The organism is Nostoc sp., assembly GCF_036917815.1.
Lineage (GTDB): Bacteria > Cyanobacteriota > Cyanobacteriia > Cyanobacteriales > Nostocaceae > Nostoc.
Genome location: NZ_JBALEK010000008.1, coordinates 80,241 through 98,039 on the forward strand (window position 1 = coordinate 80,241; position 17,799 = coordinate 98,039).

A 17,799-nucleotide genomic window follows, 5' to 3' on the forward strand; every position below is an offset into this window, starting at 1 on the left:
TAGGACAAGGTATTGACTAGTAGGAGCTATTTTAAAGGTTTCCAGCCTATCTGCTAATGGGAATGTAGCCTAACTTGAAAAAATAACGAAGGTGATCGTAAATTAAAGGGTTTCGTCTTGGAATCGAGCGTGAATCTCATCAATGGAGTGTTCCATTTTCTTCACCATTTTGGGATAACGCAGTTTTTGAATGACAAGCCATCCAAACCCTGCAACAAAATACAGTAAGACCAAGTAAGGGAAGGTATTGTAAGGTGCTGCTGGCACTGGAAATAGAGTACTACCCGGAATTCCGACAGTACCGAGAACAGGAATCATCATAAAAACTACGCCTAAGACTGAAAATAAGATATCTATTGAGCGAAGTTTTTTGATGCGATACAAGTAAATTGGAGCAGCAATTGAAACCAAAATATATACGACTAAAAAACCATACGTGCAAAGTGTTCCGGTGTAACCCAAAATTTCAAAAGGCTTGATGCTAAATAAATTCAACGCACTAGGGACTATAAATGTAATCAAGGAACACAGGGCAATTGCCGTGTGGGGTGTCAGGTTAGAATCATGGGCTTTACCCAAAGAATTATGAAATAAACCATCCCGTGCCATCATGAATACGATCCTGGCTGCCGGATTGATACAAGCAAGAGTACAAGCGAAGAAGCTCAATAATGCACCAATACTAATTAACGTTCCCAATAAGCCTACACCTGCTTGATTTGCCAAAAATGTAAGTGGCTCCTCAGTTTTGCCCAAATCTACAGAGCTACCACTGAAGCCCAGCACTTCCACATAGGCCATGAACATGAAAAATACACCAGACCACATCGTGCTTTGGATCAAAGATTTTGGAATATTTTTCAGTGGTTTTTTAGCTTCATCTCCTAAAGACGTGGCACTTTCAAAACCCGAAAACCCAAACACAACCAGGACAATTCCTAGTGAGATCCCACCTGGGGTAGCTCCTTTGAGGCTCAGTTGGGACAGATCAATTGCAAAGCCCTTGTGTGCCCAAACAATCATCCCTAACAACAAAATTGAAACCACAGAGATGCCTTCAAGTACCAACATCATCTTTGCTGATAGCTGAATGTCTTTATAACCCACATACCAAGCCAGACCCGTCCCCAGTGCGAACAATGTTAAAGTATGGGTGTGTATGCCAATATGACCCAGCAAAGATTCGCCAAAAATTGCAAATCCAGATAATGTTGACATCCCGGTAAATAAATAACCCAGAATCAGACCCCAGGCAGACATAACACCTGCTGTAGAACCTAAACCTTTGACAATATAGGAGTATAGCGAACCTGGAGAAGCTGAACGCCGCGCAAATTGGTTAATGTTAACAGCAACAAACAACAGCCCAATCATCCCTAATAAGAAACTCAGCCAAGTTCCGTTACCTGAACTGGCGAAGATTAAACCTAAATTAGCTGCGGGTGTTGTTGTGGGTGCAATTACTGCTATTGATTGTGCAAACACTTCCCCGTATGAAAGACATTCTTTTTTTAAGCCGTGAGCGCTCTGATTGATTTTTAGCTCGATTTCTTGAGTCATATACCATCTCTCCTGACTATATAGTTGAATTCGCTAGGCATGGGGCTAAAGCCTGCAACTAACTTGGATAGCGCTGCAACTTAATATTCTGACTTCTCTCCTTTTGGAAGAGAGGCTTTGAATTTTCCCCCTTCCATAGTAGGGAAGTGGGCTGGGGGTTCGGTTAGAGTAAAAGTTGCACAGCGCGTTGAACAGGTACTGACTACAAAATGCTGGTTTAACTTGCTGGTTTAACTTGCTGATTTAACTTTATGAAATCTCAGTAATAAGAGCAAATATTCTTAATTATTAAACAGATAAATAGATTTTATTAATTCCTTGTTAGCTTAGATCACCTGATTCAAGTTAGATAAACTAATCGGCATTCAAGTTGCATAATCAGGGCGCTCATGTTGCCATTAGTGTCAATTTCAGGTATAATCCAATCTAGAAAAAGCTTTTAGAGATTATCTCGTTCCCAGTCTCTGACTGGGAATACATAATGAGGGGTACCGCCTCAAGACTTGCGGCAGAGCCGCAATGAGCAGCATTTCCAGCCAGAGGCTGAAAACGAAATTTGAAAAGGATTAAAAAAGTGCATCGGTTCTTTTTGCTACCACCTCTCGCACGCGATATATAGGCCGTCCTTGGGATTCATGGTATGTACGCATGAGCAATTCGGCCAAAAGACCGAAGCAAAACAATTGCACTCCCGTTACTAGCAGGAGAACTGCTAAAATCAGCAAAGGACGATTGCCAATCATCTCACCGAAAGCCAATTTGACGAAAGTCAAGTAAATTCCGATCGCTGTCCCCGAAATCATTGAAATTAAGCCCAACAGCCCAAAAACGTGCATCGGGCGGGTGAGGAATCTTTTCATGAATAGAATGGTTAACAAATCCATTAACACCCGAAATGTCCGCCAAATCCCATATTTACTACGACCAAAACGCCGGGCGTGATGACGCACAGGTATTTCGGTAATTCTAGCTCCTTCGATGTAGGCCAAAGCAGGTAAAAATCGGTGTAATTCCCCGTAGAGGTTCATATCTGCCAACAGTTCTGCACGATAGGCTTTCAGGGAACAACCATAGTCATGAATATTCACGCTAGTGGTATGTCGAATTAGCCAATTAGCAATTTTAGAAGGAAGTAACCGATTTACAGCACCATCTTGGCGTTTTTGCCGCCAACCACTCACTAAATCGTAACCTTCATCCAGCTTTGCTAATAACATGGGGATATCAGCCGGATCATTTTGGAGATCAGCATCTAAAGTGACGATCGCTTTACCCACTGCATAATGAAACCCCGCAGCCATCGCCGCAGTTTGTCCGTAGTTGCGACGCAAAATCACCGCCTTTAAATCAGTGCGGATTTGTGCCTGTTCTTTAAGAAAATCCCCAGAACCATCTGTAGAACCATCATCCACACAAATGATTTCATAATTTATCTGACTAGAAGATAAAGTAGATGCGATCGCTTCTAGTAAAAGCGGCAAACTTTCCACTTCGTCATGTATCGGCACCACCACCGAAACATCTGGGACAATTGCTGAAATCGCCCCATTTTCCCCAATCACCCCTTGATAAACTTTCCCACTCCTCATAAGCCTGTGCGTCCTCAGCGTCTCTGTGGTTCGTAACTCTTAAAAACTCTACCAGCACCTCGCAGCTGCTGATAGTAAGACTGACTAACCGTATCTCCCTGTTCCGAGAGAATATCAATCCCAATCCCATCCCGTCCCTGATCTTTCCCAGAACTATGGATATAATAACCATCGGCTAAATAAAGTCCGACATGGGTTGCTTTTTCGCTAGTTCCAAAAAATACCAGATCCCCAGGTGCTAATTCTGCAATAGTAATTGCTTGGGTGAATCCTTCCTGTTGATAGGCATCTCTAGGTAGCCAAATACCCACCGAAGCAAAGGCCGCCTGTATCAACCCAGAACAGTCATAATTTGGCCCAACCGTACCACCCCAAAGATAATAATTTGATTGTTGCATCGCTTTTTGGGTAAAGGCGATGATCTCTGCTAAGAGTTTTTTAATTTCAGATTCAGAAAATGTTGCAGCCTGATAAGGTACAGTAGCAGGTTGTAATGAATCAAAATCTGAAAGGGATACCCATCCTGGATAGTCATCTTCACATAAATACACCTCAACCGTTGAATTTTGATGATTTGATGTTACCCATAAATGTCGCCCAGATGCGGCTTGAGTTGCTAAACGTACACATTCAGGAGAATCATATAAATTCAGGTTAGCTAAACATTGATACTCGCCTGATTTTGGACTTGGGACTTCGGCTTCGCTCAGTTGAACGATTTGGGATTTTAGATTAAAGGACATTATTGGAGAATGATTTTTTTTAATAAAGACGAACAACTGGAAAATCTTGGTAATGGCATTTTAGATGCAACTTGGGCAGCGTTTCCGACCTTAGCCCGGAATCAAATCGCCCTGACTTGGGTTGTTTACGATCCACCAGTGCTAGTAAATACTGGTGGTGCGCTGACTCCTAACGCTTTTTGGGAGCATCCAGTTCGTGGTTTTACTTATCGCGGTGTTGAGCGGATTTATCCCGCCAGTGTAGTCAAGCTATTTTACCTGGTGGCGGTAAATGAATGGCTAGAAAAAGGTATGAGCCAAACCTCCAAAGAGTTGGAGCGAGCCTTGCGGGATATGATTGTAGATTCTAGCAATGATGCTACCAGCTTGATTGTAGATATTTTGAGTGGCACCACATCGGGACCAGAGTTACCAACTGGGCCATTTGAAACCTGGAAATATCAGCGTAATATTATTAACCGCTATTACCAATCTTTGGGTTGGGAAGAATTAGAGACGATTAACGTCTGTCAAAAAACTTGGGGTGATGGCCCTTATGGACGGGAACGGGCATTTGTGGGAGAGTTACTAGAAAATCGCAATATGGTGACAACAAATGCGATCGCGAGGTTACTGCATAGTATTGTAGGTGGAGTGGCGGTTTCGAGTGGGCGATCGCAAGCAATGATGGCTTTGCTCAAACGTCCTCTCGATAATTTGTCCACTGACGGCGAGGAAAATCAGGTAACAGGTTTCTTAGGTGGTGGACTGACTCCAAATGCTCAAATTTGGTCAAAAGCAGGTTGGACAAGTCAAGTTCGCCATGATGTTGCGTATATTGAGTTACCAGAACAGCGCCCTTACCTCTTAGTGGTATTTACTGAAGGTAAAGCGCAAGCTAAGAGTCGGGCTATTTTGCCCTTTGTTTCTCAGCTCGTTGCCGAAGCGATCGCTACTCTATAATCTACTCCTACATCGCCAGAATACTTTTCTTTTGTGTCCTTAGAGGTTGTTTGTAAAGTAGTTGTCCGTGATTTTAAGTGCTTTTAGATCCCCCCGATTAAGCCTTTTTAAGGGCAGGGTGGTTTCATCCAAGAGAGAAAAACTAAAACTGGTTTTCAAAGCCTCTCCCCACGTGGGGGAGAGGTTTGGAGAGGGGTAAAAAGCTAAGGAAAAACCGAAATTTCTTTCTTGATGTCATATTGAATCAAGCTGCGATTATGAGGATGGCGAACAGAGTTTGTAATCCCCAAAATGCCTGCTGTGAAGTAACATTTTGGGTGATATAGGACTACTATTTGATTTTCAAAAAGATACGTAGGGTGTGTTAGCGACAGCGTAACGCGCTAAATCCTTACGAATAGTGCGTTACGGATTTCATCCTAACGCACCCTACAGTACCTAATTTTGTTCAAAAATCAAATAGGAATCCTATATAAGTATTGTAGCGGTTCTCACTTGGATGCAATACAGTTTGACCTCACTTCCATTCCTCTCTCCTAAAAGGAGAGAGGCTTTGAATCTTACTCCCCAACGCTACAAGGGTTGGGGCTGGGGGTTGGGGCTGGGGGTTAGGTCTGTATTGCACTCAACTGAGAACCGCTATAGTTTGTCTTCCTTGAGATAGTATACCGACTTGAGAACCTTTAGTTTCAACTACTATTCTATTGCGATCGAGAACCCAGTAAAATTGGTCAGCTTTTGGAAATTTAGCATAAGTAAATTTATTAATAATCTGATTGTTTCCAGAAAAGCTTAGATTTAGGTCTGTATCTATATAATTTTCATTCTCATTTGGCTTAAATAATTCTGTGGAAAACGTCAAAAAATATGTTTCAGGCTACTCGCCGCCGTCTGGCGATTTGGTACACTACTGTCACTGCTGTATTACTACTACTGTTTGCCAGTGGGGTTTATTTATACGTCCGTGGTACACTGGTTGAGCGGATTGATGATACCCTTAATCATGTAGTGGAAATAGTAGAGCGTTGTCTTACAACCACTCGCTGTGCATCTACGCTCATATTGGAACCAATTAATGCTGATGCAGATAAATTTCGCATTAATGTAGAAGCCAGTTTTAGTGACAATACTGACACCGTAGAAGATGACCACATCGACCTAGAATGGTTTAGCCCGACTGGTAAATTACTTTGGTCTACGCTATCCGAACCCCTAAATATTCCCATTCGTGCCAACCGCACTGGTGAAACTGTGCGCGTAGTCAGGGGAGAGAGTGGAAATTCAAAATTCAAAATTCAAAATTCAAAACTCCTAACTCCCCATTACCCCTTATCCCCAGAGGGGGCCCCACCTTCCCCACTGTTATTGCGACAAGTTACCCAACGGGTGGAAGTGGGACGGCAGGTATTAGGATATCTGCGTGTTAGTCATCCCTGGTTTGAAGTCACTAAACCCAGTCGCAAGTTAATTTTTGATTTGGCACTAGGTATTGGGTTAATGGTGCTTTCTGTAGGTGCAAGTGGTTGGTTTCTTTCGGGTAAAGCGATGGAACCTGTAGGTGAGTCTTACCAACGCCTCAAGCAATTCACTGCTGATGCTTCCCATGAACTTAGAAGTCCCATTACTTTGATTCAAACCAATGTGCAAGTTGCTCTTGCTGACTTGGATTTAGCAGAGGGAGAAGCGACTACTTCTTTGCAGTATCGGCAACAGTTAAAGGTGGTGGAACGGTTAACGCAGCGTTTGGGTAAGTTAGTCAATGACTTACTCTTCCTAGCACGCCAGGATAGTGGTATTAGTAAAGATACTTTTTCACCTTGTCCACTAGATGCTTTGGTGATGGAGGTGGTTGAAGAACAACAATTGTTAGTCCCTGAAAAAGAAATTGCACTTTCTCTACACTTAGTTGATCCTCCCGCTTCTGAAACTAGCCCCGAATTACTGGAAAATTGGTTTACTCTTGTAGGCAATTGGGATCAATTAGTGCGGCTGTTCACAAATTTAATTGCTAACGCCTTACATTACACTCCAGCAGGTGGACGGGTGAAAGTGGAGTTGGCGCGGATAGAGGGAATAAATCGGGTTTCTGGGCTACGTCATACCAGTGCCCAGTTGCAAGTTAAAGTGAGTGATACTGGAGTTGGAATTCCGGCAGAAGCATTACCACGCTTGTTTGATCGGTTTTATCGGGTAGATCCGGCACGTACTCATCGGACTGGGAATACGGCTACAGCCAGCGCCACTGGTTCAGGGTTGGGATTAGCGATCGCTCAAGCTATTGTCGAACATCATCAGGGTCATGTTCAAGTTGAAAGTACCCAAGGCATCGGCACCACCTTTACTGTCACTTTACCAATAACTCTTGAGTCTTAATTTGGTAGGTTATTCTTTACGTCAAATACAAGCGATCGCAATGCTCTACCCCCATCAGTCATGACGGAATAAAAGAATCATGACTATTGTGGAAAATGGAAAAAAAACGATGTATATCCACTGAGGGGTATGTGGCATTTGTTTTTAAGTCATTGATGATTGACGCTTCCACTGTAAGCGATGTCTAATGACAAGCCTCTCTGCGTCTACGTACTCACCAATCAACCACATTCCCTTGAATCTTTCCAAGTTATCAGAGCATCCCCGTTAAAAATTGCTCAATAGAAACCCTATTCACTCAAAAAACTGGTCTTAGTTAAGACCAGTTTTTTGATTCTATTGCAAACTTTTAACAAAGCTTACTGCCGAATATTAATGGAACACACTTGAAAAGATATTATTAATCTTTATCATTAAAATGTCAAGATTTCATTAAGGGACTTCCCCAAAGTTTCCCATTAGATGTTGCCACTTCCCTTAAATTATCAGGCGGCGCTGACAAACTCTTGTCGCCAAAATGCTTATCCATCAACGCCGGGATTTGTGCCGCTTGAATTCGGCTATGGCGGGTTTTATCTGGCATAACTAAGTTAGGCCCAGCTTTACAATTTTTCATACAACCAGTGCCCTTGATTGTAACTTGGTCTTCTAAACCGCGATCGCTTAAAGCCGCCTCCAACGCCTGACAAACTGCGTTACCACCGCGTTTCATACAATCAGATTTTTGACATACTAAGATTGTCGCTTTAGTCTTTGCTGATTTTACCTTGGCACGATCGGTAGATGACGATTCTTGTAGTGGTGCGATCGTTTCAACTTTTCCCATGTCATAACGCGCCGCCATTACACGTTCAGCTTTCAGAGTGACTGTACCATCCTTCAAATCATATTTTTTGTAACCAACAACTTGCAGCCAAGTCCCTGGTGCTAACCGCAAGTCAAAAGCAGCCCGCAAATGTTTAGCTAGTTTAATGTAGGACTCACCCTCATGAGTCCCTAGCAGTAAGCCTTTCAGCTTATAGCCATCTTTAATAACAAAATCTATAAACCTACCTTCAAGGCAAAATTCTGATACTTCTGTAGCCTGGGATCTACTCATTTTCTTAACCTATTTCCAACTAGTACAAGCTATCAAGTGAGATATTTTCAGCAGATTATAACTGTTGCTAGCGAGTGTGCCAGCAGCGCTCAAGAGTCCAAATTTGGTCTTGACGAGAGGCTGCAAATCGCCGTATCACACTCCAAAGTTGAACACCAGCAGTAGGATTCTCAATTTCAACTTTTAATTGCTGGTTAGCCGCGCAACTACAGGGAATGTCTAACTCCTTTAGGCGTTGATAGACTTGCCAGCGATCTGCCCAATTCACCTCTACAAGGTGGTTTATTTCTATTTCTGAACTAAACGATTTCAAGAGAATTGCCCTCAAAGTGCAACAGACTTGCAGTAACTACCGAGATTTAACTCCCGGCTTTTTGAAAGTCTTAGGAGTTTAGCCTCTTAAAAGCAGTATACATTAAGTGCAAATAATTCTCATTAATTTTGGAAAAAAAATAAAATTTTTGCAGCCATCCTATGAAGGAGATATTTACTCCTCCCTCATCTCCCCACTCCCTCGCAAATTATGCACATCTAAGTCTGTATGTCAATAATAATGATAAATATATGCAAGTTGATCACCATACCATGATGCAGCAAGCAATAAACTTGAGAGTTTTAGTAAGCAAAAACACAAAATCTTGTCATGGCGAATTGGCTTGCTATTATAATTAAAATGTTAATATGTAAGGATTAAGCAGTTAAAAACTGTAATTACTAAAAAGAGAGAAATACAATGTCTGAAACGCAAACTTTGTTACGGAATTTTGGTCATGTATATGACAATCCTGTGTTGCTAGATCACAGCGTCACTGCTCCAGTTACAGAAGGATTTAACGTTGTATTAGCTAGTTTCCAAGCACTGTACTTGCAGTACCAAAAGCATCATTTTGTAGTTGAAGGCTCAGAATTTTATTCTCTACATGAGTTTTTTAACGAAAGCTACGACCAAGTACAAGACCATGTACATGAAATTGGAGAACGGTTGGATGGACTGGGTGGTGTGCCAGTAGCAACTTTCAGCAAATTGGCAGAATTAACCTGTTTTGAACAAGAATCTGAAGGCGTATATTCCTCTCGCCAAATGGTAGAAAATGACCTAGCAGCAGAACAAGCGATTATTGGTGTAATTCGCCGCCAAGCTGCTCAGGCAGAGAGTTTAGGCGATCGAGGCACACGCTATCTGTATGAAAAGATTTTGTTGAAAACTGAGGAACGTGCTTATCATTTGTCTCACTTCCTCGCCAAAGACAGCTTAACATTAGGGTTTGTCCAAGCCGCTCAGAGCTAAAACTCTCATAAATCTAGATTTGTCTACCTAGACTGAAAGAAAAAGTTAGCAGCACTAACTCTTAAAAAATTATAAAAAATGGCAGAGAATGACATACCCATCTCTCTGCCATTTTTTATATAAGCAAAAATATTTTTCTAATACTTAATATTAAAAATCTTTAGCAATTAGCTAGCTTAGATAAAAATTATCTAAGTAATTTATATGTGCTGAATAAGCAGAAAATATATGCAAAGATAAATTATCATCTATTGTAATATTTTATCAAATTAAATAATAAATATTCGCAAAAGTTTTAGAAATTTTAACATCAAAATTAAATAAAATTAGAAATACAAAATAATTGTTGGGGATTGGGCATCCCTTCTCTACGAGACGCTACGCGTAGCTTGCTTCCACGAAGTGGTACGGCTCCGCTCAGGGCAAGTGGGCACTTGTACTGAGCGAAGCCGAAGTATTGGGCATTGGGTATTCTCCCTTGCTCCCTGCTTCCCCTGCTCCTCAATCCCTCTCCGTCATCAAACTTAGAAAACTTAATAATAAAAAGCACAATAGGGGGTAAAGACCCTTAAAATAATCAGGATTTGTATTCGTATTCCAAGGCAACGACTATGCCCCGCCGTGACGACCTCCGGAAGATTCTACTGTTAGGCTCTGGCCCAATTGTGATCGGACAAGCCTGTGAGTTTGACTACTCTGGCACTCAAGCCTGCAAAGCACTGCGAGAAGAAGGCTATGAAGTGGTTTTGGTCAACTCCAACCCTGCAACGATTATGACCGACCCGGAAACGGCCGATCGCACTTACATTGAGCCGTTAACACCGGAATTGGTCGAAAAAGTCATTGAGAAAGAACGCCCTGATGCTTTACTACCAACGATGGGAGGACAAACCGCCCTCAACCTCGCCGTTGCTTTAGCCAAAAATGGGGTGTTGGAAAAGTATGGCGTTGAGTTAATCGGCGCTAAACTACCAGCCATCGAAAAAGCCGAAGATCGAAAACTGTTTGGTCAGGCAATGGCAAGGATTGGGGTAGCTGTGTGTCCCAGTGACACCGCCGAATCTTTAGAAGAAGCCAAAGCTGTTGCCCGCCAAATTGGTACTTATCCCTTAATCATTCGTCCAGCTTTCACAATGGGTGGAAGTGGCGGCGGTATTGCCTACAACCAAGAAGAATTTGAAGAAATGGCACAGGTAGGTATAGATGCCAGCCCCGTTTCACAAATTCTCATTGACCAGTCTTTACTCGGCTGGAAAGAATATGAACTCGAAGTGATGCGTGATTTGGCAGATAACGTGGTGATTATTTGCTCCATCGAAAACCTTGACCCGATGGGCATTCACACTGGAGACTCTATTACCGTCGCTCCCGCGCAAACCCTCACTGATAAAGAATATCAAAGGCTGCGGGATATGGCAATTAAAATCATCCGCGAGATTGGGGTGGAAACTGGCGGTTCTAATATTCAGTTTGCTGTCAATCCGGTTAATGGGGATGTGGTTGTAATTGAGATGAACCCCCGCGTTTCCCGCAGTTCGGCTTTATCTTCCAAAGCTACGGGTTTTCCCATTGCCAAAATTGCGGCAAAATTGGCTGTGGGCTACACCTTAGATGAAATTCAAAATGACATCACCAAGAAAACTCCCGCGTCCTTTGAGCCGACAATTGACTATGTGGTGACAAAAATTCCCCGCTTCGCCTTTGAAAAGTTTCCCGGTTCTGACCCAGTGCTGACAACCCAAATGAAGTCTGTGGGGGAAGCAATGGCAATTGGGCGGACGTTCAACGAATCCTTTCAAAAGGCGTTGCGATCGCTCGAAACCGGACGCGCTGGTTGGGGTTGCGATAAAGCCGAGAAATTACCCAGTGGTGAACAAATTCGCGCCCAACTGCGGACACCTAACCCCGATCGCATTTTTGCTGTCCGCCATGCCTTGCAGCAAGGTATAACCATTGAAGAAATCTATGAACTTACTGGTATTGACCGATGGTTCTTAGATAAATTGCAACAACTCCTAGATGTCGAGAAATTCCTGAAGCGGACACCTTTACAGCAATTGACAAAAGAGCAAATTTATGATATAAAGCGGGACGGATATAGCGATCGCCAAATTGCTTATGCCACCAAAACCACCGAAGATGAAGTTCGCGCTTACCGCAAGTCACTAGGAATTATCCCAGTTTACAAAACTGTAGATACTTGCGCGGCTGAGTTTGAAGCCTTTACGCCCTATTACTATTCTACCTACGAAGACGAAACAGAGGTAATGCCCGCAACCAAGCCAAAAGTGTTGATTTTGGGTGGTGGTCCCAACCGCATTGGGCAAGGAATTGAGTTTGATTATTGTTGTTGTCACGCCGCTTATGCCTTGAAGGAAGCGGGGTATGAGACAATTATGGTCAACTCCAACCCAGAGACAGTTTCCACAGATTACGATACTAGCGATCGCCTTTACTTTGAGCCTTTAACAAAAGAAGATGTCCTTAACATCATTGAAATTGAAAATCCAGTTGGGGTGATTATCCAGTTTGGTGGACAAACACCACTGAAGTTGGCTATCCCATTACAAGAGTTTCTTAGCAATAATACCTCTGGACTAACTACTAAAATTTGGGGTACATCGCCAGATTCCATTGATATGGCAGAAAACCGGGAGCGGTTTGAAAAAATTCTCCAACAGTTGAATATTGCCCAACCGCCTAATGGTATTGCTCGGACTTACGAAGATGCGCTGATTGTTGCCAAACGCATTGGCTATCCGGTAGTGGTGCGTCCCAGCTATGTGTTGGGAGGACGGGCGATGGAAATCGTTTATTCCGATGCTGAGTTGGAACGCTACATGACCTTTGCGGTATTAGTGGAACCAGAACATCCGATTTTGATTGATAAGTTTTTGGAAAATGCCATTGAAGTTGATGTCGATGCGATCGCCGATCACACTGGGCGGGTAGTGATTGGTGGCATCATGGAACACATCGAGCAGGCGGGGATTCACTCAGGAGATTCCGCTTGTTCCTTACCATCCATTTCCCTATCACCAGCAGTTCTCAATCAAATTCGCACCTGGACGGTACAGCTAGCACAAGCGCTGTCAGTCGTTGGGTTGATGAATATTCAATTTGCCGTTGTCGGCGCAAGCAGCTATTCTCCCCAAGTTTACATTTTGGAAGCCAACCCCCGTGCCTCCCGCACCGTGCCATTTGTATCTAAAGCGACGGGTGTACAGTTGGCGAAATTAGCATCCTTAATTATGTCAGGGAAAACCTTAGAGGAGCTAAATTTTACCGAGGAAGTCATACCAACCCACATTGCAGTAAAAGAAGCAGTATTACCCTTTAATAAATTCCCTGGAACTGATACAATATTAGGCCCAGAAATGAGATCCACTGGTGAGGTGATGGGGATTGACAGCGACTTTGGCCGGGCTTTTGCCAAAGCAGAACTGGGGGCTGGGGAACGTTTACCGCTAACGGGAACTGTATTTGTATCAATGAGCGATCGCGATAAAGCTGCTGCAAGTGGTGTGGTGAAAGAATTTATCGATTTGGGCTTTACAGTGATGGCTACCCTTGGTACACGCCGAGTTCTTCTGGAACAGGGGTTAAATATTGAATTAGTGTTAAAACTCCATGAAGGTCGTCCCCACGTCCTAGATGCGATCAAAAACCAGAAAATCCAACTTATTATCAACACACCATCAGGGGAAGAAGCCCAGACTGATGCAAGGTTAATCCGTCGCACAGCCTTAGCTTACAAAATTCCCATCATTACTACCATCGCCGGCGCAAAAGCTACCGTCGCCGCCATCCGTTCTTTACAAAATACGACTTTGGACGTAAAAGCCATCCAAGATTACTGTGCGATCGCGGAGTAGAGAGTAGAGAGTAGAGAGTAGAGAGTAGAGAGTAGAGAGTAGAGAGTAGAGAGTAGAGAGTAGAGACGCGATTAATCGCGTCTCTAGGGAGCAGGGAGCAGGGGAGCATAACCAATCCCTAGTACCCAATCCCCAAAAAAATTAAGTAATTGTTATAAGAGAATGACTATAGTTCTCATTGAGATACTTTAATAAATATGAGGAAAATTATTTGAACCAGATAATTTCTTAAATTGACTTCTAGCCAGCCTTATGAGAGAGGGTGACATTGCATTAACTGGAACAACCAGGAAATTTAATGTCGCCATCTAGCCAAAACATTCTCATAAATGTTACAATTATTAATAAGATTCCCATAGAAAAATGTTTAAAAAGCGACCTTTTATCTAACTGTAGATACTTGTGCAAAGTAGGAAATAACTGTAGTTTTAGCAGTTAAGAAGCCTAAATTTGATTATTATGAGCAGCCGAGTTGATCGGGCACGTAAGTTGCAAACCATAGCATGGGTTCCCAGTCTGACTGGGTAGCACCCTAATAAAGCATCTATCCCTTAATGACCCTACCCCCAAACCCATCCCATCATTACCAAAGAGTAGCGCCATGAAGACCGCTCAGACAGCCACAGACCTCGTGCGGACTTACCTGCGTGAGATTGGCCGTGTGCCACTCTTAACCCACGAGGAAGAGATTTTCTATGGTAAACAGGTGCAACGTTTCTGCGCTTTGCACGAATCAAGGGAAAGTCTTGCCACCCAGCTAGATCGTCAACCGACTCTAGAAGAGTGGGCTAAAGCGACAAACCTAGAACCAGTAGAGTTGAACGAAGCGATCGCAGATGGTGAAATTGCCAAGCGCAAGATGGTAGAAGCCAATTTGCGCTTGGTAGTCTCCGTTGCTAAAAAGTACATCAAGCGCAACGTCGATTTACTAGACTTGATCCAAGAAGGTAGTATTGGTATGCAACGCGGCGTAGAAAAGTTTGACCCCACCAAAGGTTACAGATTTTCTACTTATGCCTATTGGTGGATTCGGCAAGCAATTACTCGTGCTATAGCCGAAAAAGCCCGCACCATTCGCCTGCCCATCCATATCACCGAAAAATTAAATAAAATTAAAAAGGCACAGCGTCAATTGTCTCAAAAATTGGGACGCGCTCCCACAGCTGGGGAGCTAGCTGAAGAATTAGAATTGACCCCCAAACAAGTGCGAGAGTATCTAGAAAAGGCGCGTTTGCCCCTTTCCTTAGATTTGCGGTTGGGTGATAATTACGACACCGAACTTGGAGAAATGCTGGAAGATCCAGGAGCATCTCCAGAAGAGTTTGTCATGCAATCTTCCCTATCTTATGACTTGGATCGCCTGATGGGTGATCTCACGCCACAACAGAGGGAAGTAATCACACTACGCTTTGGGTTAACTGATGGGCAAGCGCTGACTCTGGCTAGAATTGGTGAAATACTCAACATTAGCCGAGAACGAGTGCGGCAAATTGAGCGGGAAGCCTTAACCAAACTTCGCAAGTCTAAAGCCAACATGGATGAATATTTGGCAAGTTAGTCATTAGTCATTAGTCATTAGTCATTAACAAAGGACTAATAACCAATGACCAATGACCAATGACCAATTGGTGAGAAAATACGCTGACTTTGGTACGGTTACACCTACTACCACTCTTACGTTAGGCTGTTAGATTAGTTGACAGGAAGACAAAATAACTAAGTCAAATCCAAAACAGGCATTTAATATTCAAATCACAAGCACCGCAGCCAAGAGTGGTAGTTAAGGAGCTAAAAAATGAGTAACCCATCTAATCGTGTATCAGAATTTTTTAATAGCGAATCAGAAACTAACGATTTACTATGGCAGTACGTTAAATCCTTGAGTCCAGATACAGTTACCCAGCTATCTAAACCCACGTCTGCCGAAGTGTTTCAGGTGATGGAACGGAATATTATCGGACTGTTGGGTAATCTACCTTCAGAACACTTTGGTGTTACTGTAACCACAAATCGGGAAAATCTGGGCCGGCTTCTGGCTTCTGCGATGATTAGCGGTTATTTCTTGCGTAATGCTGAACAGAGAATGAATTTTGAAATCGCCCTACAAGGTTCTGAAACCAATAATAGCGAAGATTAGAAATAGAAAATTTGGGAAATTCAATATTGTTGGGCTGCTAGCTAGTCACAGTCACAGCGATAATAATTTAAAATTCGGTTATCTTTGAACTCCTGTAATTTGATAATTAGTTCAATAAGAGGCGTATTGCTAAATGATTAATACACATTTGTGGATAAACTAATAGCGGTAGACGACCTTCGCAATAAACACAAACTCGGCAGAGTTAAAACCAGTCTGCCGAGTTTTGTTATTAGTCAAGAGTCAATAATTCTTCCCCTACTCCCTACTCCCCATTACCCCTTATCCCCAGAGGGGGACCCCACCTTCCCCAATCAACTATGAGTGAAACCAGTTCTTTCCCACCCCATAAAATTATTGGTGTTGCAGTAATTTGGAATGACCAAAAGCAAATTTTAATTGATCGCCGTCGTCCAGAAGGAGCGATGGGTGGTTTATGGGAATTTCCTGGTGGCAAAATTGAGCCTGGTGAAACTATCAGCGAGTGTATTCAACGGGAAATTTCCGAAGAACTGGGAATAGCAATTGAAGTAGGAGAACATCTGATTACTATTGACCACAGCTATACAAACTTGCGCGTTACCCTCACAGTACATCACTGCCGCCATGTTACAGGTATTCCTCAACCTTTGGAATCTGATGAAATTCGCTGGGTAACTTTGGAAGAACTGGAGCAGTTTACTTTTCCGAAAGCAAATACTCAAATTATTGCTGCCTTAAAAGGGAGTGGGGATGAGGGACTGGGGACTGGGGGAACAAAAAAATAATCAATGACCAATGACTAATGACTAATCCCGTAACAATCTATTAATTGCATCAGGTTGAGTCCCGCAATTTCCTACAATAGGCGAGAGACTTTGATTTAAGGTATCAGCAAATAAATGCCTAAAACCGTTGCCGATGTGATGAGCCGCGATCCTATTGTCGTGCGGGAGGAAACTCCACTGAAGGAAGCTATCCAAATTCTCGCAGAACGCCACATCAGCGGACTACCTGTTGTGGATGATCTCGGTAAATTGGTGGGCATTATTTCGGAAACCGATTTGATGTGGCAAGAAACTGGTGTTACTCCACCTGCGTACATTATGTTTCTTGACAGTGTGATCTATCTAAAAAATCCTGCTACTTATGAACGTGACTTGCACAAGGCTTTGGGGCAAACCGTTGGCGAGGTGATGAGTAAAAACCCGATCGCTATTTCCCCTGAGAAAACTTTAAGGGAAGCAGCGACAATCATGCACGATCGCAGCGTTCACCGCTTGCCAGTACTTGAGGCCGCGGGTCAAGTAATTGGTATTCTCACTCGTGGTGATATTATTCGGGCAATGGCAGCTAGTCAAGATTAGTCAAAAATATAGACGCGATGAATCGCGTCTGTACAAAAGCCAAAAGTAGAGACGCGATTCATCGCGTCTGTCTTTTTTATACATTTGAAAATCAAGGATAACTAAATGAGTATTACTCCGGAGTCTGTTAAGCAATTGCTCAGTTCTGAGGATTTAGGCGATCGCTTACGTGCTGTAAATCAAATCCGCCAACTGGAACCTGCCATTGGCTTTGAATTGCTTCAAAGTGCTATTGGCGATCGCAATTCCCGTGTCCGTTACTCAGCTGTGAGTCAAATGGATACACTGGGAACACAGGATTTACAGTTATCCTTAGATATCTTGCGCGATCGCTTGCTTCATGACTCCGAAGTAGATGTACAAGCAGCAGCAGCAGACTGTTTGGGCGCTCTAAAGTTACGTGAAGCTTTTGAAGATTTGCAGCAGCTTTATTATACAACTGGTGAATGGCTAATCCAATTCAGTATTATTGCTACCTTAGGAGAGTTAGGCGATCCACGAGCCTTTGAACTACTCAAAGAGGCACTCTCATCAGAAAATGAATTAGTCCAAACTGCTGCCATTAGTTCTTTAGGTGACTTGGGAGATTTACAAGCAGTTCCTCTGCTGGCTCCCTACGCCACCAATCCCGATTGGCAAATTCGTTACAGACTTGTACAAGCCTTGGCTCGTTTGGGTAATGCAGAAGCCAAATCTATATTAGAAACTCTGACTAATGATGAAGTAGATGCGATCGCAACTGAAGCCAAAAATTCTTTGCAATCAGTTTAAGTCTATCTCAGGTTAAGAAAATTCATTCTTAAATAGATTTATCTGACAGCATAAAAAATTCGACCTGGTTGGTAAA

15 protein-coding genes are annotated in these 17,799 nt (G+C 42.9%); 9 read left to right on the forward strand and 6 right to left on the reverse strand.

Going from position 1 to position 17,799, the window contains the following annotated elements; all coding sequences use genetic code 11:
* Positions 1–102 precede the first annotated feature (102 nt).
* The 3 genes from V7K97_RS02040 to V7K97_RS02050 form a co-directional block, all read right to left on the reverse strand.
* A complete protein-coding gene (locus V7K97_RS02040; protein WP_334799037.1) occupies positions 103–1,560 on the reverse strand; it encodes an APC family permease in 1,458 nt (485 codons plus the stop codon).
* A 566-nt stretch (positions 1,561–2,126) separates the two neighbouring features.
* A complete protein-coding gene (locus V7K97_RS02045; RefSeq protein WP_334799038.1) occupies positions 2,127–3,149 on the reverse strand; it encodes a glycosyltransferase family 2 protein in 1,023 nt (340 codons plus the stop codon).
* Between the two features lie 14 nt (positions 3,150–3,163).
* Entirely contained in the window at positions 3,164–3,892 is a 729-nt protein-coding gene (locus tag V7K97_RS02050; RefSeq protein WP_334799039.1) for a C40 family peptidase, read from the reverse strand.
* Positions 3,893–3,901: 9 nt separating this feature from the next.
* Here V7K97_RS02050 and V7K97_RS02055 point away from each other — a divergent pair, with 9 nt between their 5' ends.
* Positions 3,902–4,834, forward strand: a complete 933-nt coding sequence (locus V7K97_RS02055) for a serine hydrolase (RefSeq protein ID WP_334799040.1) — start codon at positions 3,902–3,904, stop codon at positions 4,832–4,834.
* A gap of 625 nt (positions 4,835–5,459) precedes the next feature.
* On the opposite strand, the gene V7K97_RS02060 is transcribed toward V7K97_RS02055, so the two are convergent.
* On the reverse strand, positions 5,460–5,696 hold the full coding sequence (locus tag V7K97_RS02060) for a hypothetical protein (RefSeq protein WP_334799041.1): 237 nt from the start codon (positions 5,694–5,696) through the stop codon (positions 5,460–5,462).
* Positions 5,697–5,701: 5 nt separating this feature from the next.
* Between V7K97_RS02060 and V7K97_RS02065 the strand changes: the two genes are divergently transcribed.
* Positions 5,702–7,207: a sensor histidine kinase gene (locus tag V7K97_RS02065; RefSeq protein ID WP_334799042.1), complete on the forward strand. Its 1,506-nt coding sequence runs from the start codon at positions 5,702–5,704 to the stop codon at positions 7,205–7,207.
* A gap of 421 nt (positions 7,208–7,628) precedes the next feature.
* Here the strand turns inward: V7K97_RS02065 and V7K97_RS02070 are convergent, their stop codons facing one another.
* Positions 7,629–8,306 carry a (2Fe-2S) ferredoxin domain-containing protein gene (locus V7K97_RS02070; RefSeq protein WP_334799043.1) on the reverse strand — a complete coding sequence of 226 codons (678 nt, stop codon included), beginning with the start codon at positions 8,304–8,306 and terminating at the stop codon, positions 7,629–7,631.
* 67 nt (positions 8,307–8,373) lie between these two features.
* A complete protein-coding gene (locus tag V7K97_RS02075) occupies positions 8,374–8,619 on the reverse strand; it encodes an Asr1405/Asl0597 family protein (protein WP_334799044.1) in 246 nt (81 codons plus the stop codon).
* A gap of 420 nt (positions 8,620–9,039) precedes the next feature.
* Here V7K97_RS02075 and V7K97_RS02080 point away from each other — a divergent pair, with 420 nt between their 5' ends.
* The 7 genes from V7K97_RS02080 to nblB all read left to right on the forward strand — a co-directional run bounded on the left by V7K97_RS02080 (position 9,040) and on the right by nblB (position 17,723).
* Positions 9,040–9,594, forward strand: coding sequence for a Dps family protein (locus V7K97_RS02080; protein ID WP_265274903.1), 555 nt, complete (start codon positions 9,040–9,042; stop codon positions 9,592–9,594).
* 611 nt (positions 9,595–10,205) lie between these two features.
* Complete coding sequence (gene carB, locus V7K97_RS02085; RefSeq protein WP_334799045.1) at positions 10,206–13,469, forward strand: carbamoyl-phosphate synthase large subunit; 3,264 nt, start codon at positions 10,206–10,208, stop codon at positions 13,467–13,469.
* Between the two features lie 601 nt (positions 13,470–14,070).
* On the forward strand, positions 14,071–15,027 hold the full coding sequence (locus V7K97_RS02090) for an RNA polymerase sigma factor, RpoD/SigA family (RefSeq protein WP_334799046.1): 957 nt from the start codon (positions 14,071–14,073) through the stop codon (positions 15,025–15,027).
* Positions 15,028–15,264: 237 nt separating this feature from the next.
* A complete protein-coding gene (locus V7K97_RS02095; RefSeq protein WP_334799047.1) occupies positions 15,265–15,606 on the forward strand; it encodes a DUF760 domain-containing protein in 342 nt (113 codons plus the stop codon).
* 320 nt (positions 15,607–15,926) lie between these two features.
* Positions 15,927–16,373 carry an 8-oxo-dGTP diphosphatase MutT gene (gene mutT, locus V7K97_RS02100; protein ID WP_334799048.1) on the forward strand — a complete coding sequence of 149 codons (447 nt, stop codon included), beginning with the start codon at positions 15,927–15,929 and terminating at the stop codon, positions 16,371–16,373.
* Positions 16,374–16,487: 114 nt separating this feature from the next.
* Positions 16,488–16,952, forward strand: a complete 465-nt coding sequence (locus tag V7K97_RS02105) for a CBS domain-containing protein (RefSeq protein ID WP_334799049.1) — start codon at positions 16,488–16,490, stop codon at positions 16,950–16,952.
* A 105-nt stretch (positions 16,953–17,057) separates the two neighbouring features.
* Positions 17,058–17,723 (forward strand): phycobilisome degradation protein NblB, encoded by a 666-nt coding sequence (gene nblB / locus V7K97_RS02110; protein ID WP_334799050.1) that lies wholly within the window; start codon positions 17,058–17,060, stop codon positions 17,721–17,723.
* Positions 17,724–17,799: the final 76 nt, after the last annotated feature.